This is a genomic window from Caulobacter sp. 1776 (assembly GCF_040545685.1).
In the GTDB taxonomy this organism is placed as follows: Bacteria; Pseudomonadota; Alphaproteobacteria; order Caulobacterales; family Caulobacteraceae; genus Caulobacter.
The window spans coordinates 68,110-88,918 of the sequence record NZ_JBEPMI010000003.1 but is presented as its reverse complement, the minus strand read 5'-3'; the positions used below and the strand labels follow the sequence as shown (position 1 = coordinate 88,918).

Below are 20,809 nucleotides of genomic sequence, written 5' to 3'. Positions count from 1 at the left end.
GGGAGCCTCCTACATCTCGAACGCCGGCGTCACCACGCAGCGGACCTGGCCGTTCACCACCCCGACCGCCGCCGCCCGGCCCATGGTCAGGTCGTAGAACCGCTCCTGTCCGCCCGCCGTCACGCCCAGATAGTCCGGAGAATCGAACTTGCAGACCGGATAGCGCACCAGAACGCCGCCGATCTCGTCCGTGCGGTGGGTGCAGGTCATCGCCCCGCCATGGCGCTCGAAGCGCGCGCCGTCGTAGGGCGTGACCGAGGCCCGCTGCGACACGCGCCGGAAACGGCCGGGATCAAGCGGCGCGCAAGGTCGGCCGTCGACGCGCCAGAAGGCGTCGAGGGCGGCGCGCTTGGCCTGCTGGTCGTAGACGAGCATCGCGAAGCCCGGCCCGCAGACCAGCAGGGTCAGGCCGAGGATCATCGCCATCCGTCGCGCTTGGTGACGGACCGGCTCCTCGAGCGGCAGTTTGACGATCTGGATGTCCTCGGACGCCATGGTTGAGCCTCGCCACGCCAGGTAGATGTACAACTGTAAATCAACAGACTACATCTGTCATCCGAGAACATTGGTCACCACGCTTGACGCCGCCTCGTTACATTTGTAGCGTACCCGCGACATCAGAAAGGTCCCGAGAGGACTCGCAGCCATGACCGAACCCTCCGATCTCGAACTGGAAGTGCTGAAAGCCTTCTGGCGCGGCGGCGCGATGAGCGCTCGGGAAGCCCAAGCCTTGATCGAGCCCGAACTGGGCTGGAGCGCCTCGACCACCCGCACCGTGCTGGAGCGGATGGTGGCCAAGGGCCTGCTGGTCCGCCGCTCGGTGCACGGCCTGGCGGTCTACGAGGCTCACAAGGCCAAGGTCGACGTGATCGGCGGGGTGCTGAACCGCCTGCGCGGCCTGCTCGAGATCGACGGCCGCCTGCCCGCCTCGGCCTTCGCCGGCAGCCAGATCCTGTCCGAGACCGAGATCGAGGAACTGGAAGCCCTGCTCAACACCAGCAAGACGGAGCCCAAGTGATGCATCCGCTGCTCGCCTCCACCGCGCTTGGCCTGGTCGCCGCCTGGCCCGTCGGCGCCCTGGGCTTCGGCCTCGGCCGCCTGGTCGAGCGCCTGACCGACGATCCGCGCCCGCGCGCCGCCGCCTGGAGCCTGGCCTACGCCCTGCCCGCCGGCGCCCTGGCCGCCACCGTGGCCCTGACCTTCTCGCCGGTCACCGCGCCGAAGGCCTCGCCGGTCGCGGTTCCCGGACCGGTGCGCATGGTCGTCGCGGACATGGCCGACGCTCCTGCCCGGCCGACGGCCGCCGCGCCCGCCTGGACGCCGTCGCCGATCCTGTCGAACGGCCTGGCCTGGAGCCTGGTCGGCCTGTCGGCGGCCGGTCTGCTGACTCGCGGCTGGCGCTGGAACCGGGGCCGCCGTCGCCTGGCCGCCGTCCGCGCCGCCGCCGAGCCCTGCCAGGACTACGCCCTGATCGAGTCCGTCCGCGCCCGCGCCGCCCGCCTGGGCGTCAAGGCTCCGCGCGTGCGGATCAGCGCCGCGATCGCCGAGCCGCTGCTGGCCGGCGTCCGGCGCCCGGTGATCCTGCTGCCCAAGGCGCTGGCCGAGACCGCCGGCGCCGAACGCCTGGCGCTGGTCTGCGGCCACGAACTGGCCCACCTGCGGCGCGGCGACAACTGGCGGATCCCGGCCGAGGAGGCCCTGGCGGGCCTGTTCTGGCTGACCCCGCCGGTCGCCGCCCTGCGCGGCCGGATGCTGGCCGCCCGCGAGGCGGTCTGCGACCTGACCGCCCTGGACGGCGCCGCGCCCGAGGCTCGTCGCGACTACGCCCGCGTGCTGGTCGAAGCCCTGCGGATGAACGCCCAGCCCGCCCCGCGACTGGCCTTCGAGTCCGCGTTCACGGGCCGCGACCGCAGCCTGGTCAGCCTACGCTTGGCGGCCATCCTGCAGCCGCGCGGCGCCGCCTCGTGGGGTCGGATCGGTCTGGCGGTCGCCCTGGGCGGCGTGCTGACGACGGCGACCGGCGCCGGCTCGCTCGCCCTGGCCGACCAGGCCCGCCGTCTGGCCCCGCCGCACCTGGCGCACGTCGAGGCCGACGCCTCCCCGGCCGTGGCCCCTGTCACCGCCGAGGCCGCCCGCGCGATCTCGACCCAGGTCGCCGCGGCAGCCGAGGCGAAAGCCGCCGTCGCCGCCGACGCCGCCGCCCTGGCCGCCCCCGTCGCCGAGATCGCCGCCCAGGCCGAACCCGCGGCGGACGCCCAGCCCGCCGAGCCAGCGCGCGCCATGCGCACGCCAGATCCGCAGCCCGATCCGCGTCCGGACCCGCGTCCCGACCCCCACCCGAATCCGCAGCCCAATCCCCGCCCGTCCAGCGCGGTCGAGGTCATCGCCGACATGCAGAAGTCGATACCCTCGCAACGCCAGATGATCTTCCTCGGCAGCGTGACGGTGAAGGGCAAACTGGATCCGGTGCAGGTCAATCTACAGGTCAACGGGCTACCGGCCGGGGCCGGCTTCCAGCCCAGCGACCTGAAGCTCGGGGCCATCGAACGGCTCGAGGTCACCGACAACCGCGCCACCACCGACGGCAGGATCGCCGTCAACGTCGTGCTGAAAAGCGACCGCGCCACGCCCTGGGATCGTTGAGGAGGAGCCCCCATGAACCCGCTCTTGGCTTCCGCCGCCCTGGGCCTGGTCGCCGCCTGGCCCGCCAGCGGCCTGGGCTGGCTGCTGGGTAGGGCGGCCGACCGGCTGACCGGCGATCCCGCGCCCCGGGCGCGAGCCTGGAACCTGGCCGTCGGCCTGCCGCCGACGGTGCTGGCGGTGATGGTCGGCGTCTCGGCTCTGCCCGAGGAAACCACCGCCCCCCTCTACCAGGCCGCCCTGTCCGCCAAGGCCGTGGCCGCCGCCGGGGCGGCGATGAACCAGGCCTCGACACGGGCTCTCGTCGGCCTCGATGGCGTCGAGATTCTGGGCGCGGCCCTGATCTCGGCCGCCCTGGCCGGACTGGCGGTCGCGATCGCGCGTCAGGTGATCGGCCGCGCCAAGCTGAAGCGGATCGTGAGCGCGGCGCGACCGGTCTCGCAGGATCTGGTTCTGGCCGTCCGCGCCGCCGCCCGCCGCCTCGACACCGGCCGGCCCGAGGTGAGGATCAGCGACCAGATCGACCAACCGCTGCTGGCCGGGCTGACGACGCCGGTCATCCTGCTGCCCGCGGACCTGGCGGCGCGCCTAGACGCCGACCGCCTCGTGCCGATCTGCGCTCACGAGCTGGCTCACCTGAAACACGGCGACAATTGGCGGCAGCTGTACGAGCACCTGCTGGGCGGCCTGTTCTGGATGGTCCCGCCGTTCGCGATCCTGCGCGCCCGCGCCGCCGCGACGCGCGAGGAAATGGCCGACGCCCTGGCCCTGGACGGCGCCAGCCCGGCCGCGCGCCGCGGCTACGCCGAGAACCTGATCGACGTGCTGCGCATGCGCGCCGCGCCCACCTTGCACCCCGCCTTCACCGGCAAGGGACGGAGACCCACCCTGATGCGCCTGAAAGCCATCACCGCCCCGCGCGACCCCGCCGGCTTCACCCGCAAGGCTCTACTGGGCCTGGCCGGGCTGTTGGCGGTGGCCCTGGCGACCGTCGGCTCGGTCGCCCTGGCTCAGCAGGGCGAGGCTCACAGCCGCAGCCGCACGATCATCAGCGACGACAAAAGCGGCCAGTATGTCGACATCCGCTCGGACTACGTCCGAGTGACCGACGCCGAACTGGTCAATGGCCGGCTAAAGATCCCCGACGGCCGGGTCTCGACCTATCACGGCCATGTCCAGGTGCGTGGCCGCCTGCGCGCGCCAGAGACCACGGTCCTGCTGAACGGCGAAACGCCGCCCGCCGGCTTCGACCCGACCGCCCTGCCCAAGGGCGCGATCGACCAGGTCGAGGTCGTCAACCGCATGGAAGGCGACGCGTCGCGGGTGACCTTGAACATCATCATGAAGGCCCCGGGGGCGTAGGGGCCTCTTCCTCGCTGTCATCCCGGCCGTAGCGCAGCGAAGAGCCGGGACCGCGGCAAAAACCAGCGCTTCCGGCGGTCCCGGATAGCCTCTTCGAGGCTTCCGGGATGACATGGAAGAGCCAATTCGCAAAATGACACCGGTGGACAAAGCCAGTTCCGACCTGCATTTTCACCTCGAGCGGCGGCGCCGAGAACGCCGTAGCCCTGGGGACGAAACATGCTCAGCCGCCACCTTCGCGCCGCCGTCGGCGTCCTCGCCCTGACGCTCGCGGCGCCCCCCGCCTTCGCCGCCGACATCCTGGCCTTTCCCGGCGCCGAGGGCGCGGGCCGGTTCAGCGCCGGCGGACGCGGCGGGGCGGTGCTGCGGGTCACCAACCTGAACGACGCTGGTCCAGGCTCCCTGCGCGCCGCGATCGAGGCCAAGGGCCCGCGCACCGTGGTGTTCGACGTCGCCGGCACGATCCCGCTCAAGCGCGAGCTGAAGATCGCCAACGGCCAGATCACCCTCGCCGGCCAGACCGCGCCGGGCGGCGGGATCACCCTGCGCGACCAGACCCTGGTGGTCGCGGCCGACGACGTGGTCATCCGCTTCATCCGCTCGCGCCTGGGCGCGGAGAGCAAGGTCGAGGGCGACGCGATCTGGATCTCGGGCGGCCGGCGGATCATCCTGGACCACGTCTCGGCCAGTTGGTCCGTCGACGAGACCCTGTCGGCCTCGGCTCGTTACGACCGGGAGGGCCAGGGCTTCTATGACCTGACCGTCCAGTGGTCGATCATCGCCGAAAGCCTGGCCCATTCGATCCACGTCAAGGGCGATCACGGCTATGGCAGCCTGATCCGCGGCGGAAACGGCAGCAGGATCAGCTTCCACCACAATCTGTGGGCCAACCACATGGCGCGCGCGCCGCGCCCGGGCAATTACGAGGGTCCGGACAAGGACCCGATCGGAGCGTTCTTCGATTTCCGCTCGAACGTCTTCTATAACTGGGGAAGCGACAAGTCAGGCTACAACGCCGACAAGGCGACCCTGTCGGCCTACAACTTCGTCGACAACGCCTACATCCCCGGCCCCAACTCGCAGAAGCCGATCGCCTTCAAGGAAAGCGACACGCTGGCCAAGGCCTATTTCGCCGGCAACAGCATGGACAGCGTGGTTCCGGCCGATCCATGGAGCTTGGTGACCTTCACCACCCCCGAGCCCGCCGGCTACCGCCTGGCCGCGCCGATCGATGTGGCCCCAGTGGCGCCCGAGCCGGCCGATAAGGCCTATGAGCGCGTCCTGGCCGACGCCGGCGCCTCGGTGTGGCGCGATCCGGTAGACCAGCGGATCGTCGAGGGCGTCAAGACGCGTACCGGCAAGGTGATTGACACCCAGGCCGACGTCGGCGGCTGGCCGGCCCTACCGTCGGGCAAGGCGGCCAAGGACACCGACGACGACGGCATGCCGGACGCCTGGGAGAAGGCGCATGGGCTCGATCCGAGGAAAGCGGACGGGGCCGCCTTGGCCAAGGACGGCTCGGGCTGGACGAACCTGGAGCTCTACCTGGCCGACGCGGCGAAAGTGCGAAACTAACGCGTGTCATCCCGGACGGCCGACAGGCTGATCCAGGACCCAGGGGCGGTGCGCACGGCCCCTGGGTCCCGGCTCTACGCTACGCTTCGGCCGGGATGACACGATTTGGCGGCATGGCCGTGCCCCCTTTTGCGACGCGCCCAGCTTTCCGCTAAACCCCGCCCATGTCGCACAACACCTTCGGTCACCTATTCCGCGTCACCACCTGGGGCGAAAGCCACGGCCCGGCCTTGGGCTGCGTCGTCGACGGCGTGCCGCCCGGCATCGCCCTGACGGCCGAGATGATCCAGGCGTTCCTGGACAAGCGCCGGCCAGGCGCCGGCAAGTTCGTGACCCAGCGCCAGGAGCCGGACGCGGTGCGCATCCTGTCGGGCGTGTTCGAGGACGAGCGCACCGACGGCCAGCGGACCACCGGCACGCCGATCAGCCTGATGATCGAGAACACCGACCAGCGGTCCAAGGACTACGGCGAGATCGCCCAGGCCTTTCGCCCGGGCCACGCCGACTATCCCTATTTCGCCAAGTACGGCGTGCGCGACTATCGCGGCGGGGGGCGCAGCTCGGCCCGCGAGACCGCCGCGCGGGTGGCGGCGGGCGCGGTGGCCCGGCTGGTGATCCCCGGCGTGACGATCCGCGCCGCCCTGGTCCAGATCGGCCCGCACAAGATCAACCGCGATAACTGGGACTGGGCCCAGATCGAGCAGAACCCCTACTGGTCGCCGGACGTCGCCATCATTCCGGTCTGGGAACAGCACCTGGAGATGATCCGCAAGGCCGGCTCCTCGACCGGCGCCGTGGTCGAGGTCGAGGCCGTCGGCGTGCCCGCCGGCTGGGGCGCCCCGCTCTACGGCAAGCTGGACGCCGAGCTGGCCGCCGCCCTGATGTCGATCAACGCCGCCAAGGGCGTCGAGATCGGCGAGGGCTTCGCCAGCGCCGTCCTGACCGGCGAGGACAACGCCGACGCCATGCGGATGGGCGAGGACGGCCCGGTGTTCCTCAGCAACCACGCCGGCGGCGTGCTGGGCGGCATCTCGACCGGCCAGCCGGTGGTGGCTCGCGTCGCGTTCAAGCCGACCTCGTCGATCCTGATCCCCCGCCAAACCCTCAACGAGGCCGGCGAGGAGATCGACCTGCGCACCAAGGGCCGCCACGATCCGTGCGTTGGCATTCGCGGCGTGCCGGTGGTCGAGGCCATGGTCGCCTGCGTGCTGGCCGACGCCTTCCTGCGCCATCGCGCCCAGACCGGCGGCCAGGTGTTCGCGCCTGGCGCGAGCCGATGACAGCGCGAACATAGGTCAAAGAACTTCAGCCAAATTGGTCTTACCACTGATTTAGCTCGATTTTTTATTGACGTGCAGACGATTGCAGGGATAAGGCTCGCCCAAGCGCATCCCCTGACGAGCGAGCATCGCCCGCATAGGTTGCGATCAAGGGCAACGCGGCGGAGGGGGCTCATCGCGTGCGGTTCGATCTCCTGAAGATCCTGCTAGTCGACGACAACCAGCACATGCGGATGCTGCTGATCGAGATCCTGCGGGCCATCGGCGTGCGTCAAGTCTATGAGGCCATGGACGGCGCCGAGGCCCTGTCTATCATGCGGACCACCGCGATCGACGTGGTGTTCACCGACCTGTCGATGAACGGGCTGGACGGCATCGACTTCGCCAACCTGCTGCGCCGCTCGCCCGACAGCCCCAACCCGTTCGCGCCGATCGTGATGATCACCGGCCACTCGACTGAACGCCGGGTGCACGAGGCCCGCGACGCCGGGGTCAACGAGTTCCTGGTCAAGCCGGTCACCGCGCGCGGCGTCATCCACCGCCTGACCCTGCTGATCGAGAACCCGCGCCCGTTCGTGCGCGCCAAGGACTATTTCGGCCCCGACCGCCGCCGCCGCGACGACCCCCGCTACGCCGGCCCCCGGCGGCGGGAAGAGGACCGCGCGACCTTCGTGGACGATCCCGAGGACGCCGCCCGGCGCGGCCATCCGACGCGGAGAATTTAAACGTTTGCGGCTGTAGAACGTGGTGAACAGCGTTTTACGAGCTTCACCATGACCCTTCGCCGCTTCGTCCCCATCGCCGCCGTCCTGACGACGGTCGCCCTCTCGCAGACCGGCTGCCTGGCCGCCGCCGCGGTCGGCACGGTGGCCGGCACGGCCATCGGCGTCACCGGCGCGGTCGTCGGCGGCGCTGGCAAGGCGGTCGTGGCCACCGGCAAGGCGGTGATCCCCGGCGACGGCAAGAAGGACCGCGCCGAGCGCGACGAGTATCGGCGCTAACGAGATCCTCCCCCGCGCGCGGGGGAGGATCTACGAGACCTACAAGCTCAGCGCGCAGCTTTCGCCGATGGTCGGGCGCGACAGCACCACGCGCGACAAGCCCGGGAACTGGGCCTTCAGGCGCTCGGCGAAATAGAGGCACAGGCGCTCCAGGGTCGGGGTCTCCAGCCCCGGGCGGTCGTTCAGCAGGCCGTGGTCCAGCTCGGCCGCGACGGCCTTCAGCGCGCCGTCCAGGGTGTCGAGGTCGGCGACCCAGCCGGCTTCCTGCATCTCGCCGCGCACGCTGGCCTCGACCTTGAACGAGTGACCGTGCAGCTTGCGATAGCGGTGGTCCGACGGACCTTGCTCGATGAAATGGGCCGCGTCGAAGAACGCGGCCTTCGTGATCTCGAAGACGGGCTTCATCTCTGTAGCTTCTTTTGACTAGGCCTGGGAGGCTCTAGCGCATCGACCCTGTCACCAAGTCGAGCGCCTTATCCGTCAGGGCAGGCCGAGATATTTGTGCGTTTGGACGCTTAAACGCCATTGTGGGTGGGAAAGGCAATAGGCGACGGCCAATTGCGTGTTCCTGTCGCGGTCCGGCCCGTCCATCGGCTGCAGGTAGAAGCGCTCGAAATCCAGGTCCGCGAAGCGCTCCGGCATGGCCTTGTCCTGGGGGAAGACCAGCTTCAGCTCCTGGCCCGAGGTCTGGACCACGGGGGCGTCGGCCTTGGGGCTGATGCAGATCCAGTCGATCCCCGCCGGGGCTTCGAGCGTGCCGTTGCTCTCGACCGCGATCTGGAAGCCGCGCGCGTGCAGGGCCGCGATCGCGGCGTCGTCCAGCTGCAGGAAGGGCTCGCCGCCGGTGCAGACCACCAGGCGGTCGTCCGGCCCGCCGGTCCACTGGGCCTCGACGGCGGCGGCCAGGTCATCGGCCGTGGCGAACTTGCCGCCGTTCTCACCGTCGGTCCCGACGAAGTCGGTGTCGCAGAAGGTGCAGACCGCCTTGGCCCGATCCTGCTCGCGGCCGGTCCACAGGTTGCAGCCGGCGAAACGGCAGAACACCGCCGCCTTGCCGGCCTGGCCGCCCTCGCCCTGCAGGGTCAGGAAGATCTCTTTGACGGAGTAGGTCATTTCAAACTGTCATCCCGGCCGCAGCGCAGCGGAGAGCCGGGACCGCGGCAAGGGCTTGCGTTTCCGGCGGTCCCGGATAGCGCTGCGCGCTTCCGGGATGACAAGCGTTGTTGATGCTACGCATTGAGCGCCTCGCGCCCGCCAGCGTCCCACTCGACATAACCCTTCTCGCGCAGCGCGCAGGCCGGGCAGGTCCCGCAGCCGTGGCCCCAGCTGTGCAGCTGGCCGCGTTCGCCCTGGTAGCAGGTGTGGCTTTCCTCGACGATCAGCCGGACCAGGTCCTCGCCGCCCAGCGCCTTGGACAGGCCCCAGGTCTGCGCCTTGGTCAGCCACATCAGCGGGGTCTCGACGCGGAAGTTCCGGTCCATGCCCAGGTTCAGGGCGTTCTGCATCGCGTCCAGCGTATCGCGGCGACAGTCGGGATAGCCCGAGAAGTCGGTCTCGCACATGCCGCCGACCAGGGCGTCGACGCCCCGGCGGTCGGCCAGGGCGGCGGCGTAGATCAGGAACACCAGGTTGCGGCCGGGCACGAAGGTCGAGGGCAGGCCGCGCTCGGTCATCTCGATGGCGCGGTCGGCGGTCAGGGCCGACTGGGCCACTTGGCCGAAGCTTCGAATGTCCAGCACGTGGTCCTCGCCCAGGCGGTCGGCCCACCGCGGGAAGCGCGCGGCGATCTCGCGGCGCACGGCCTGGCGGGCCTCCATCTCGACCACGTGGCGCTGGCCGTAGTCGAAGCCGACGGTCTCGACGCGGCCGTAGCGCTCCAGCGCCCAGGCCAGGCAGACGCTGCTGTCCTGGCCGCCGGAAAACAGAACCAGGGCCGCTTCGCTAGCATGGGGGCTCATGCGAGGCACTCGACTTCCACAAGGAGGGGGAACATGGCCCCTCCTCTACACGAGGCAAGGCCGCACCGGAACAGTGGGGCCAGGCCGAGGCGGCGAAAGGCGCGACTGGCGCGATACTCCGACGACGAACCAAGACGAAGTCTTTCGTCCGCGAAGCAAAGCTTCTCTCCGTCATGGCCAGGCCCGTGGGCGTTTCACGCGTCGACGTTCCGTTAGGGAAGCCCCAAACCCAACCTTCTAATGCGATCGAAACTTACCCGCGACAGGAGAACACCACCTCCCGGAAAGTGAAAAGCTGTAACCTATCGCCGTTCACTTATGATCAGGCCAGTTGACAGCTTTCAAACGCAAGTATGCAATCCGCGAATGCTGCGAGGGGCTCGCCGTACGCCCGCGTGGTGAAAAACAGTACGGCGCCGAGGAAACATCGACCCTCGCAGGCTCCACCCATAAGGCGCCGCTTGGGTTCAGGGAGGGAATTCAATGTCGCAAACTCCGCGTATGCGGAGCCTGCTGGTCATGGGCGCTTCGGCGCTGGCGATCTCCGGCTTCGCGGTCCCCGCTTTCGCCCAGCAGGCCAAGCCTGCCCAACAGAACACCACCGTCATCGAAGAGCTGGTCGTCACGGCTCAGAAGAAGGAAGAAGCGCTTCAGGACGTGCCGATCGCGGTGTCGGCCTTCAGCCAGGACAGCCTGGAAGCGCAGAAGATCGACGGCGGCCCTAACCTGCAGCTGGCGATCCCGAACGTCACCTTCGCCAAGAGCAACTTCACCAACAGCTTCAACTTCCAGATTCGCGGCATCGGGGCCAAGGCCGTCGGGGCCTCGGCCGACCAGGGCGTCGGCGTCCACATGAACAACGCCCCGCAGCAGTCGGGCAACCTGTTCGAGGCCGAGTTCTACGACGTGGAGCGCGTCGAGGTGCTGCGCGGCCCGCAGGGCACGCTGTACGGCCGCAACGCCACCGGCGGCGTGGTCAATGTGATCACCGCCAAGCCGGTCGACCAGTTCGAGGCCAACATCCGCGCCGAGTACGGCAACCACAACTCGACCAAGTTCCGCGGCATGGTCAACGTGCCGATCTTCGGCGACAAGCTGGCCGTCCGCCTGGCCGGCACGACGCTGAAGCGCGACGGCTTCGTCACCAACACCTTCAACGGCCACAAGGTCGACGACCGGGACCTCTATTCGACCCGCGTCCAGGTGATGTTCAATCCGACCGAGAAGCTGCGCACCAACTTCCTGTGGGAACGCTTCCACGAGAACGACAACCGGGCCCGCACCGGCAAGCAGCTCTGCACCAAGGACAACGGACCGGCCACCGTCGGCGGCGTGCCGACCGGCGCGTCCCGGGTCTTCCTGACCCAGGGCTGCCTGCCCGGTTCGCTATACGCGCCCACGGCCTATGGCACGGTCAATTCGTCGGGCTCGCTGACCGGCTTGCTGGGCAACATCTTCGGCTTCACCCCCGGTGACGTGAACGCCGGCGACACCACCTCGACCAACTTGCGCGAGATCGAGACCGCGCTGGATCCGGTCTACACCTCGGGCTCGAACACCTATCAGTTCACCCTGAACTACGACATTTCCGACGAACTGACCTTCACGGCCATGACCTCGTACGGCAAGGGCAGCGTCTGGACGAAGCAGGACTACAACCGCAACGTCTCGGCGGTCCCGTTCAACAATACACCGTTCACGCCCGGCGGCTTCTTCAACGACCCGCAGGTGGGCAATACCAACAAGTTCACGACGATCGACATCTCGTCGGGCCGGTCCGAGCAGTTCAGCCAGGAGCTGCGGCTGCAGTCGAACTTCGAGGGCCCGCTGAACTTCAACGTCGGCGGCATCCATTTCACCTACCGGACGCTGACCGACTACTACGTGATCGGCAACTCGCTGACCCTGTCGTCGCTGGCCCTGAACTTCTCCAAGACCGGCAATCCGAACTGCAATCCGGCCACCCTGCCGACCAGCTGCATCGGCATCGACACGGCGGCCAATCCGACCGGCGACGGTCACAACTACTATGACAACCGCACGCCCTACACCCTGGTGTCGGACGCCCTGTTCGGCGAGGTCTACTACCAGGTCAACGACGACCTCAAATTCACCCTGGGCCTGCGCCAGACCCGCGACAAGAAGGCGGTCAAGAACTACTCGACCGTGCTCTTGGCCCCCGGCTACGGCCTGACCCTGAGCCCGACCAATCCCGACCAGCGGGCCCGCTTCAGCGAGACCACCGGCCGCTTCGGCGTCGACTACAAGGCCCACCTGGGCTTCACCGACGACACCCTGCTCTATGCCTTCTATTCCAAGGGCTACAAGGGCGGCGGCATCAATCCGGGTGTTCCGGCTGGCGCGATCGGCGTCAAGCAGACCTTCGGGCCAGAGTTCGTCAACGCCATCGAAGTCGGCACCAAGAACACGATGCTGGGCGGCAGCCTGCTCTTCAACGCCACCGGCTTCACCTACGACTACAAGGGCTATCAGATTTCCAAGATCGTGAACCGCACCTCGGTGAACGAGAACGTCGACGCCAAGGTCTATGGCTTCGAGATCGAGAGCATCTGGTCGCCGGTCCACAATCTGAAGCTCAACGCCAACATCGGCTATCTGCACACCAAGATCGGCGACGGCGTCACCTCGATCGACACCATGAACCGCACCCAGTCCAACCCGGCCTACACGGTCGTGAAGGTGGGGCCCAACGCCTCGTCGGTCGGCGCCAACTGCGTGCTGACCACGGCCGGCGTGGCGACCATCCTGGCCGCCGGCGCGGGAGCCACCCTGCCGTTCGCCTGCTCCGGCGCGGCCGCCTACCAAGGCTTCCTGGCCACGCCGGCCGCCCTAGGCGGCGCGGGCCTGCCCGCCGCCACGGCTGCGTTCCTGGCCAACGGCACCGGCCTCTACGCCTACGGCGCGGGCTATTCGATCGAAGGTACGACGGCCAATCTGTCGGGCAACCAGCTGCCCAACTCGCCGCACTGGACCACCTCGGTCGGCGCCCAGTACACCTTCGACTTGGCCAACGGCTGGTCGGCGACCCTGCGCGGCGACTACTACCGCCAGACCAAGCAGTTCGCCCGCGTCTACAACACCGCCTACGACACCCTGAAGTCCTGGGACAACGGCAACATCACCCTGAAGGTCGAGAAGCCCGAATGGGGCGTGTCGATCGACGCCTACGTCAAGAACATCGGCAACAAGACCCCGATCGTCGACGCCTATACGACGGACGACAGCTCGGGCCTGTTCACCAACATCATCACAGCCGAACCGCGCCTCTATGGCGTGGCGATCACCAAGTCCTGGTAGTCCGGTTCCGCGAGGAATCTCTAGAGGGGCGGCGGACAATCGCCGCCCTTTTTTCTTCCGCTTTGCTTCCGCCGGCGCTCCCGAAACGAAAAAGCGAACGCTTTCCGATGCTACCGCGCTGAGAGCGCGACCAACTTAACGACTCCGCAAGGGCGCCCAGGGCAAGGTGCCCGTCCAAAGTCCCAGCGAAGCGCCGCATGGAAACGCTCACTCGTCTGATCGATACTCGCGCGCCGATCTCTCCGGACACGCCGTCCGGCGCGGTCGCGGCGATGTTCGACGCCGATCCGGCCCTGCCCGCGCTGGCCGTCGTCGAGGGCGACGCGCCCGTCGGTCTGGTCTATCGCGACGTGCTGCAGGGCATGATGCGCGTGGCCGGCCCGCACCTGATCGACAAGCCGATCTCCGAAATCATGGACGCCGAGCCGCGAGTCGTCTCGGCCGCGACCGCCGCCGACCTGTTCGTCAACGGCCTGGCCGACAGCCCGACCCCAGTGTTCCGCACCGCCTACGTCGCCGTCGACGCCGCCGGCCGCTACGCCGGCGTCGGCGGCCTGGGCTCGCTGCTCGCCTCGCACCGTCGCCGCCAGCGCGACGCGCGCGACGCCATGGCCATGGTCGAGCGCCTGGCCGGCGACATCGGCGCGCACCTGGACGGCGTCCTGGCCATCACCGAGCGCCTCGAGCAGCAACGCCTGACGCCCGACGCCTCGGCCTTCGTCCGCGCCATCGGCGACACCAGCCGCGACATGAGCGCGACGGTCGCCCGGGCCATCGACCTGCACCGCTCGGCCCGAGGCCAGCTGACCCTGGCTCCCGCCCCCACCCGCCTGCGCGACTTCGCCGACGCGGTAGAGGCCCGCTGGGCCGCCCGCGCCCAGGAAGGCGGCTCGACCCTGCTGGTCTCCTATGACGGCGATCCGGAATGCGGCGTCCAGGTCGACGGCGAGCGCCTGCTGCAGGTGTTCGACGTCCTGATCGAAAACGCCCTGGCCGCCGGCCGCGGCATGATCGAGACCCGCCTGACCGCCCGCTGCGAAGGCGAGATCGTCCATCTGGAAGGCCTGGTGCGCGACAATACCGGCGGCCACACCGACGAGCGCCTGGCGCGGATCAACGACCCACTGGGCCCCGTCAGCCTGCGGGACAGCAACGAGATGGCCCTCGGCGTCGGCCTGGCCCTCGCCCACCGCGTGCTGCGCGCCATGGGCGGCCCGCTGCACGCCGAAGCCAATCGCGGCGCCGGCCTGACCGTCGGCTTCTCGCTCTCGGCCGAGGCGGCGTCGACCCAGGCCGAGGCGCCCGACACCGACAGCGCCCCCGCCGGCCGCGCGGCGCACATCCTGATCGTCGACGACAACGCCACCAACCGCATGGTCGCCGAGGCGCTGTGCGACATGTTCGAGTGCACCTCGGAACAGGCCGTCGACGGCGTCGAGGCCGTCGAGATGGCCAAGAGCGGCCGCTACGACCTGATCCTGATGGACATCAAGATGCCGCGCATGGACGGCATCGCCGCCACCCGCGCCATCCGCGACATGGCCGGCCGCGGCGGCTCGGTCCCGATCGTGGCCCTGACCGCCAACGCCGACCCCGCCGACGTTCAGACCTATGTCGCCGCCGGCATGCAGGATGTCGTCGAAAAGCCGATCAAGCCCGAACGCCTGGCCGTGGTGCTGAGCGCCCTGCTGGGCGGCGAGGACGAGGCCGAGGAAGCGGCCTGAGGCGGCTGCCGCGGAAGCCTTAGATCCCTGAACTCGCGGAAAGAGCGGATACCGGAAGATCGCCGGCTTCACGCGTGAGTCCGGGATGACAGCATTTAAAGCCCCAACCCGCTCGCGATACTCGCTTGACGAAAGCTGGTCGCGCGTCGGTTGGCGGCGAATCGCCTCTCGGGCGACTAGCCTCCTCGAATCGGGGATGGAAGCTAAACCATCGCGACGTAACGCCGCGCACAGTGGTCCCTTGCTTCCACCAGCGTCACGGTCGTGTCATTTTCCCCGAACAACCGTTGGAGGCGGAAAAACGATGAGTGAAGAAACTGAAGGCCGACGCCCCAACCCCGTCGACCTGCACGTCGGCGGTCGCGTCCGGATGCGTCGCAAGCTGCTGGGCGTGAGCCAGGAGCAGTTGGCGGATTCCTTGGGCCTGACCTTCCAACAGGTGCAGAAGTACGAGCGCGGCGCCAACCGCGTCAGCGCCTCGAAGCTGTACGAGATCGCCAAGACCTTGCAGGTCCCGGTGTCGTTCTTCTTCGACGGCCTGGCCGATCCCATGAGCGGCGCGGAAGTCGATGACGCCGCCCAGCACGCCGAGCGCGTGGTCCAAGAGTTCCTGACCACGCCCGAAGGCCTGGAGCTGGCCGAGGTGTTCCCGCGCATCGGCCGCGGCCGCGTCCGTCGCCAGGTCCTGGACCTGGTGCGCGCGATGGCCGACGAAGCCGCCCGCGGCGACGCCGCCTAGACGGCTCGCCGCGCGACCCGCGGCGTGATTGAGACGGGACCTCGGTCGGCGGGCCGGGGTCTTTGTCGTTTCTGGGGGCGCGCTCAGCCTGTCGACACGTCCGACTGCGACGCCAGCCAGATCCGCTTGGCCATGCCCGCGGCGGCCGGGGCCAGGCCGCGCAGGTCGTAGGTGCGCAGGACGCGCAGGCCAACGTCGCGGTCGCGCTGCCAGGCCACCGTCACGTCGTGCGCCAGGCCGGCGGCCAGGTCGACCAGCTGAACTTTCCCGGGCGGCGCTGTGTTCGACAGCATCTGGATGCGCGCGCCGCTGCTAGACAGATCCCGGATCACGCAATCCCACGCGAAGGCGCCGCAGAGGACCTTGCCGGACCGCTGTGTTTGTATGCGGACCGCTGTCCGCCGATCGTTGTCCACGCCTGACGCGTACTTCGCCATGCCGGGATAAACGCACGGCGCGGTTAATCGCCCGTGCAAATTTAGGATTTTTGTAGGGAAGGTTAACGGGCTTCGAACCTGGACCGGGGCGCGGGCGTTCAAAATGACAACCTTGTCGCGGCGCGCTTTCTCAGGGAAAGCTTGCGTTTACCGGGCAATGTTACCGGTACAACAAATGATCTGAAGCCGAAGCGAAACCGGCTCGAGAGGAAACGACATGGCGAAGGGATCGGTCCTACTGGCCGATGTGAACGGGCGCGACCTGGCGGTGGCGGTCGTACGCCCCGGCGATCCGCCGCGCGATCATCAGGAGCTGTCCTGCGCCTCGTTGCGCGAGCTGGAGCAGCACTTGACCGCGGCCATGGCCGGCCACGGCGAGCTGGTCGGGGCGGCGGTCTGCGGCGCGGGCCCCGAGATCGACGGCGCGATCGCCATGACCGCCGGCGACTTCACCCTGACCCAGTCCTGGCTGCGGGCGGTGCTGAAGACCCCGCGCGTCGCCCTGCTCAACGATTTCGCGGCCTGCGCCCTGGGCGCGCCGCGCTTGGCGCCCTCGGCCATGACCATCATTCACGACGGCAAGCCGGCCAAGAACGCGCAGATCGCGGTGATCGGCCCCAATCTCGGCCTCGGGGTCGCGGGCCTGTCGCCGCATCGCGTCGACGGCTGGGTCCCGGTGGTCAGCGAGGGCGGCCATATCGACTTCACGCCGGGCGAACCACGCGAGGTCCCGGTGTTCGACGCCCTGCAGAAGAAGTACGGCAGGGTCTCGGCGGAGCACTTCCTGTCCCAGCCGGGCCTGACCGACATCCATTGGGCGCTCGGCGGCGGCGAAACCGACAACGACGACCTGATCCTGTCGCGGCTGCGCGATGGCGACGCGATCGCGCGCGAGGCGGTGTCGATCTTCAGCGCCTTGTTGGGCGCCTATGCCGGCGACCTGGCCCTGCTGTTCGCCGCCCGCGGCGGGGTCTATGTCAACAGCCCGCTGATGGAGCGCATCGACGGCCTGCTGGACCACGCCGCCTTCGCCCGGCGCTTCGCCGACAAGGGCCGGATGAGCGCCTACCTCAAGGACATCCCGGTCTATCTGGCCGTCGGCCGCTGCACCCTGCTGGGCCTGTCGGGCCTCTTCAGCGCCAGCGACATGAAGTACTCGGCCGAAGAGGTGAAGTTCTTGGATTGCTGAGGGGCGGCGTAAGCGCCCCCTCCGGGCCACCTCCCTGTTGCAACGGGGGAGGATGACATCCCTCCTCCCTCGCGAAGCGGGGGAGGAGGCGCGGCGCGGATACGCGCCGTGACGAGGCGCACGGCTAGACCCCCTCCGCCACCTTCGCCATCTCCAGCGCCCGCTCCAGATCCCCCAGAATATCCGCCACGTCCTCCAGCCCCACCGACAGCCGCACCAGCCCTTCGCCGATGCCCGCCGCCGCGCGCTCCGCCAGCGTGTAGGGCGAGTGGGTCATGCTGGCCGGGTGCTGGATCAAGGTCTCGGCGTCGCCCAGCGAGACGGCCCGGCGGATCATGGTCAGGCGGTTCATGGCCGCCACCCCCGCCGCGTGGCCGCCCTTCAGTTCGAAGGCGATCATGCCGCCGCCGCGGGCCATCTGCCGCGCGGCCAGGTCGCGCTGCGGGAAGCTTTCCAGGCCCGGATAGCGGACGCTCGCGACCGCCGGATGCGCTTCCAGCCAGCGGGCGACGGCCTCGCCGCTTTCGCAGTGCCGCGCCATGCGCAGCGCCAGGGTCTTCAGGCCCCGCAGCACCAGGAAGGCCGTGAACGGCGACATCACCGCGCCGGTCATGTCCTTGACGCCCACCAGGCGCACGCGGGCCATGTCCTCGACCCCGCCGGCGGCGATCCCGCCGACCAGGTCGCCATGGCCGCCCAGGTACTTGGTGGCCGAGTGGACGACGACATCCGCTCCGAGGCCGAGAGGCCTCGTCAGCAAAGGCGTGGCGTAGGTGTTGTCGACCACCACCTTGGCCCCCGCCTCATGGGCGATGGCGCTGATCGCGGCGATGTCGACCAGGCGCATGTTCGGATTGGCCGGGGTCTCGAAATAGACGATCCGGGTCTTGTCCGAGATCGCCGCCGCCAGGGCCGCGGGATCGGTCATGTCGACCTGGCGCACCGTGACGCCGAAGCGGGTCAGGCCGTCGCGCAGGAAGGCGAAGGTGCAGCCATACAGGGTCTGGTCGGTGATCACCTCGTCGCCGGCCCGCAGGAAGCTCCACAAGGTCGCGGTGATCGCGCCCATGCCCGAGGCCGTGGCCACGGCGGCCTCCGCCCCCTCCAGGCTGGCCAGGCGACGCTCCAGCAGGTCCGTCGTCGGGTTGGAGATCCGCGAATAGAAGTGCCCCTCGCGCGTTCCGGCGAACATCTCGCCGCCGGCCTCGGCGCTGTCGAAGGCGAAGGTCGACGTCAGGTGCAGCGGCGGCGTCAGCGCCCCGTGCTCGTCGGCGGGGTCGTAGCCCGCATGGATCGCCCGAGTGGAAAAACCGGCCTCGTCGTTACGCATGTCTCACTCCTTGCTGACGCGACTTTGGCGTGGAGCCGGGCGCAATGGATTGCGAAGTCTGCTACGATGGACCTTTGTTTTGGCAGATTCTGCTCAAGACGTCGCACATGGACACCCCCGATGGACGCTAAGGACCGCCAGATCATCCGCGAGCTGCAGAAGGACGGCCGCCTGACCAACCAGGACCTGGCCGAGCGGGTGAACCTGTCGCCCTCCCCCTGCCTGCGCCGGGTGCGCAACCTGGAGGCCGAGGGGGTGATCACCGGCTACACCGCCCTCGTGGACCAGAAGGCCTACGGCCTGCCGATCACCGTCTTCGTCCGCGTACGTCTGAACAGCCCCAGCCAGGACCTGATCACCGGCTTCGAGGCGCAGGTGCAGCGCATCGACCAGATCCTGGACTGCTTCCTGCTGGCCGGGAGCGACGACTACCTGCTGCGCGTTATCGTCGACAGCCTTGAAGCCTATGAGGATTTCATGCGCCGCAAGCTGCACGCCATCCCCGGCATCGCCTCGATCGACACCAGTTTCGCCTATGGCGTCGTCAAGCAGACGCGCGTGTTTCCTGTGGCGGGGTGACGCGCAGCGTAAGAAACGAAAATATGCAAAGAGGGCGCGCCGTGGATACGGCTCACGCGAAAGTCAGTCGAAGCCTGGCCGTGGGCCAGTACGATAAAGAAACAATGATCGACGAAGCGCCGCCCCTTTCAGCCTCCCCAAGCGTCACGACCGCGCTCAAGCACGCGCCGCTGGGCATCGCTATCTTCGATCGGCAGATGCGCTATCTGGCCGCCTCGCGACAATATCTCACTGACCAGAACCTGCCCGCCGACCTGCCGCTGATCGGCCAGCGCCATTACGACGTCTTTCCCGAGGTGCCCCAGAAGTGGCGCGACCTGCACGACCGGGTCATCGCCGAGGGCGTCGAGCTGCGTCACGAGGGCGACCCCTATGTCGATCGCGACGGGCGCATCCAGTGGATCCGCTGGTCCATGGCCCCCTGGCGCACCGACGCCAACGAGAATGGCGGGGGCGAGATCGGCGGCCTGGTGCTCTATACCGAAGTGGTCACCGCCACGGTCCAGGCGAGGCGGCAGCTCGAAGCGGCCGAGGCCCGCTATCGCGCCGTGTTCGACCAGGCGGCGATGGGCGTGGCGCGGCTGTCGACCGACGCCGTTATCCTGGAGGCTAACGACAGCTTCTGCGCCATCCTGCGCCGTGACCGCGACGGCCTGCTGGGGCAGCGGCTGCCGACCATGGTCCATCCAGACGACCTCGACATGGCCCTGGCCCAGGGCCGCGCCCTGCTGAGCGGCGAGATCGACACCTATTCGGCCGACCGCCGCTTCGTCGGCGCGCGGCCGGACGAGACGGTGTGGCTGCATCTGACCGTCTCGCTGGTCCGCTCCGGGGACGAACCGGCCTGCCTGCTGGTGATCGTCTCCGACATCAACCTGCGCAAGCAGGCCGAGGACGCGCAGGCGCAGCACCAGAGCCAGCTGCGCCTGCTGATCAACGAGCTGAACCACCGGGTGAAGAACACCCTGGCCACCGTCCAGTCGATGGCCGCCCAGACGCTGCGCAACGAACCCGACCCGACAGTCGCCTTCGAGAAGTTCGAGGCGCGGCTGATGGGCCTGTCGGGCGTTCACGACATCCTGACCCGCGAAAGCTGGCACGGGGCCGAGCTGCGCGAGGTGGCCCAGCGCGCCTTGCGTCCGTTCGACGAGGCCGGCGCGCGGGTCGCGATCGAGGGCCCACCGGTGCGGCTGCAGCCCGGCGGGGCGCTGACCATGGCCCTGGTCTTCCACGAGCTGGCGACCAACGCCCTGAAGTACGGGGCCCTGGCCAATAGCGGCGGCCAGGTGGCGCTGTCCTGGACCTACGATTCCGACACCCGCGTGCTGGAGGTCACCTGGACCGAGGCCGGCGGCCCGACGGTGGCCGAGCCGACTCGCAAAGGCTTCGGCTCGCGCCTGATCGAGCGCAGCCTGCGCGGCGAACTGAAGGGCTCGGCGACCATGGACTATCGCCCAGCGGGTCTGAGCTGCCTGTTGCGCGCCCGCCTACCCGAGATTCCGGAAGATAGTTCGGCCCTGCCGCCCGCCTGACAGAAAAATTGATCGATCCAGCTATGGCGGTTTAGTCAAGGTTGTGTCGTCCTATCGTTGCTAGAGATCCCCGGCGCATCCCACCCGCCGGGCGCCTTTGCCGGGCGGGGCGTCGTGAGTCCCGTCCGGCCTTTTCTCGGCCCTC

At 68.8% G+C, this 20,809-nt stretch carries 19 protein-coding genes; 13 read left to right on the top strand and 6 right to left on the bottom strand.

Features of this window, described 5'->3' with window-relative positions; genetic code table 11:
• Positions 1-9: 9 nt before the first annotated feature.
• The gene (locus tag ABIC66_RS08940) at positions 10-495 is read right to left on the bottom strand and encodes a hypothetical protein (RefSeq protein ID WP_354069522.1); all 486 of its coding nucleotides are present in this window, start codon (positions 493-495) and stop codon (positions 10-12) included.
• Positions 496-646: 151 nt separating this feature from the next.
• Between ABIC66_RS08940 and ABIC66_RS08935 the strand changes: the two genes are divergently transcribed.
• From ABIC66_RS08935 to ABIC66_RS08905, 7 genes are all read left to right on the top strand, one after another.
• Positions 647-1,018 (top strand): BlaI/MecI/CopY family transcriptional regulator, encoded by a 372-nt coding sequence (locus ABIC66_RS08935; RefSeq protein ID WP_354069521.1) that lies wholly within the window; start codon positions 647-649, stop codon positions 1,016-1,018.
• Positions 1,018-2,643 (top strand): M56 family metallopeptidase, encoded by a 1,626-nt coding sequence (locus ABIC66_RS08930; RefSeq protein ID WP_354069519.1) that lies wholly within the window; start codon positions 1,018-1,020, stop codon positions 2,641-2,643. The genes ABIC66_RS08935 and ABIC66_RS08930 overlap by 1 nt, the downstream gene beginning before the upstream one ends.
• A 12-nt stretch (positions 2,644-2,655) precedes the next feature.
• On the top strand, positions 2,656-4,002 hold the full coding sequence (locus ABIC66_RS08925) for a M56 family metallopeptidase (protein WP_354069518.1): 1,347 nt from the start codon (positions 2,656-2,658) through the stop codon (positions 4,000-4,002).
• 219 nt (positions 4,003-4,221) lie between these two features.
• On the top strand, positions 4,222-5,577 hold the full coding sequence (locus tag ABIC66_RS08920; protein ID WP_354069516.1) for a pectate lyase family protein: 1,356 nt from the start codon (positions 4,222-4,224) through the stop codon (positions 5,575-5,577).
• 164 nt (positions 5,578-5,741) lie between these two features.
• Positions 5,742-6,857: a chorismate synthase gene (gene aroC, locus ABIC66_RS08915; RefSeq protein WP_354069514.1), complete on the top strand. Its 1,116-nt coding sequence runs from the start codon at positions 5,742-5,744 to the stop codon at positions 6,855-6,857.
• A gap of 179 nt (positions 6,858-7,036) precedes the next feature.
• The gene (locus ABIC66_RS08910) at positions 7,037-7,582 is read left to right on the top strand and encodes a response regulator (protein WP_354069512.1); all 546 of its coding nucleotides are present in this window, start codon (positions 7,037-7,039) and stop codon (positions 7,580-7,582) included.
• Between the two features lie 48 nt (positions 7,583-7,630).
• Positions 7,631-7,858, top strand: a complete 228-nt coding sequence (locus ABIC66_RS08905) for a hypothetical protein (RefSeq protein ID WP_354069510.1) — start codon at positions 7,631-7,633, stop codon at positions 7,856-7,858.
• Positions 7,859-7,897: 39 nt separating this feature from the next.
• Here ABIC66_RS08905 and ABIC66_RS08900 read toward each other — a convergent pair whose 3' ends face one another.
• The 3 genes from ABIC66_RS08900 to queC form a co-directional block, all read right to left on the bottom strand.
• Positions 7,898-8,263 carry a 6-pyruvoyl trahydropterin synthase family protein gene (locus ABIC66_RS08900; protein WP_354069509.1) on the bottom strand — a complete coding sequence of 122 codons (366 nt, stop codon included), beginning with the start codon at positions 8,261-8,263 and terminating at the stop codon, positions 7,898-7,900.
• A 75-nt stretch (positions 8,264-8,338) separates the two neighbouring features.
• A complete protein-coding gene (gene queE / locus ABIC66_RS08895; protein ID WP_354069507.1) occupies positions 8,339-8,971 on the bottom strand; it encodes a 7-carboxy-7-deazaguanine synthase in 633 nt (210 codons plus the stop codon).
• Between the two features lie 116 nt (positions 8,972-9,087).
• Positions 9,088-9,816: a 7-cyano-7-deazaguanine synthase QueC gene (gene queC, locus ABIC66_RS08890; RefSeq protein ID WP_354069505.1), complete on the bottom strand. Its 729-nt coding sequence runs from the start codon at positions 9,814-9,816 to the stop codon at positions 9,088-9,090.
• Between the two features lie 483 nt (positions 9,817-10,299).
• Here queC and ABIC66_RS08885 point away from each other — a divergent pair, with 483 nt between their 5' ends.
• The 3 genes from ABIC66_RS08885 (at position 10,300) to ABIC66_RS08875 (ending at position 15,597) form a co-directional block, all read left to right on the top strand.
• A complete protein-coding gene (locus tag ABIC66_RS08885) occupies positions 10,300-13,134 on the top strand; it encodes a TonB-dependent receptor (protein ID WP_354069503.1) in 2,835 nt (944 codons plus the stop codon).
• 197 nt (positions 13,135-13,331) lie between these two features.
• Positions 13,332-14,858, top strand: coding sequence for a response regulator (locus ABIC66_RS08880; protein WP_354069502.1), 1,527 nt, complete (start codon positions 13,332-13,334; stop codon positions 14,856-14,858).
• Positions 14,859-15,162: 304 nt separating this feature from the next.
• The gene (locus ABIC66_RS08875) at positions 15,163-15,597 is read left to right on the top strand and encodes a helix-turn-helix domain-containing protein (protein WP_354069500.1); all 435 of its coding nucleotides are present in this window, start codon (positions 15,163-15,165) and stop codon (positions 15,595-15,597) included.
• Positions 15,598-15,680: 83 nt separating this feature from the next.
• Here the strand turns inward: ABIC66_RS08875 and ABIC66_RS08870 are convergent, their stop codons facing one another.
• Positions 15,681-16,034, bottom strand: a complete 354-nt coding sequence (locus ABIC66_RS08870; RefSeq protein WP_354069499.1) for a PilZ domain-containing protein — start codon at positions 16,032-16,034, stop codon at positions 15,681-15,683.
• Positions 16,035-16,251: 217 nt separating this feature from the next.
• Here ABIC66_RS08870 and ABIC66_RS08865 point away from each other — a divergent pair, with 217 nt between their 5' ends.
• Positions 16,252-17,223 (top strand): glucokinase, encoded by a 972-nt coding sequence (locus ABIC66_RS08865; RefSeq protein ID WP_354069497.1) that lies wholly within the window; start codon positions 16,252-16,254, stop codon positions 17,221-17,223.
• A gap of 124 nt (positions 17,224-17,347) precedes the next feature.
• On the opposite strand, the gene ABIC66_RS08860 is transcribed toward ABIC66_RS08865, so the two are convergent.
• Positions 17,348-18,553, bottom strand: a complete 1,206-nt coding sequence (locus ABIC66_RS08860) for a methionine gamma-lyase (protein ID WP_354069496.1) — start codon at positions 18,551-18,553, stop codon at positions 17,348-17,350.
• A gap of 120 nt (positions 18,554-18,673) precedes the next feature.
• Here ABIC66_RS08860 and ABIC66_RS08855 point away from each other — a divergent pair, with 120 nt between their 5' ends.
• Together ABIC66_RS08855 and ABIC66_RS08850 are read left to right on the top strand one after the other, a co-directional pair.
• Complete coding sequence (locus tag ABIC66_RS08855; protein ID WP_354069495.1) at positions 18,674-19,132, top strand: Lrp/AsnC family transcriptional regulator; 459 nt, start codon at positions 18,674-18,676, stop codon at positions 19,130-19,132.
• 104 nt (positions 19,133-19,236) lie between these two features.
• Positions 19,237-20,664, top strand: a complete 1,428-nt coding sequence (locus ABIC66_RS08850) for a sensor histidine kinase (RefSeq protein ID WP_354069493.1) — start codon at positions 19,237-19,239, stop codon at positions 20,662-20,664.
• The last annotated feature ends 145 nt before the right edge of the window (positions 20,665-20,809 follow it).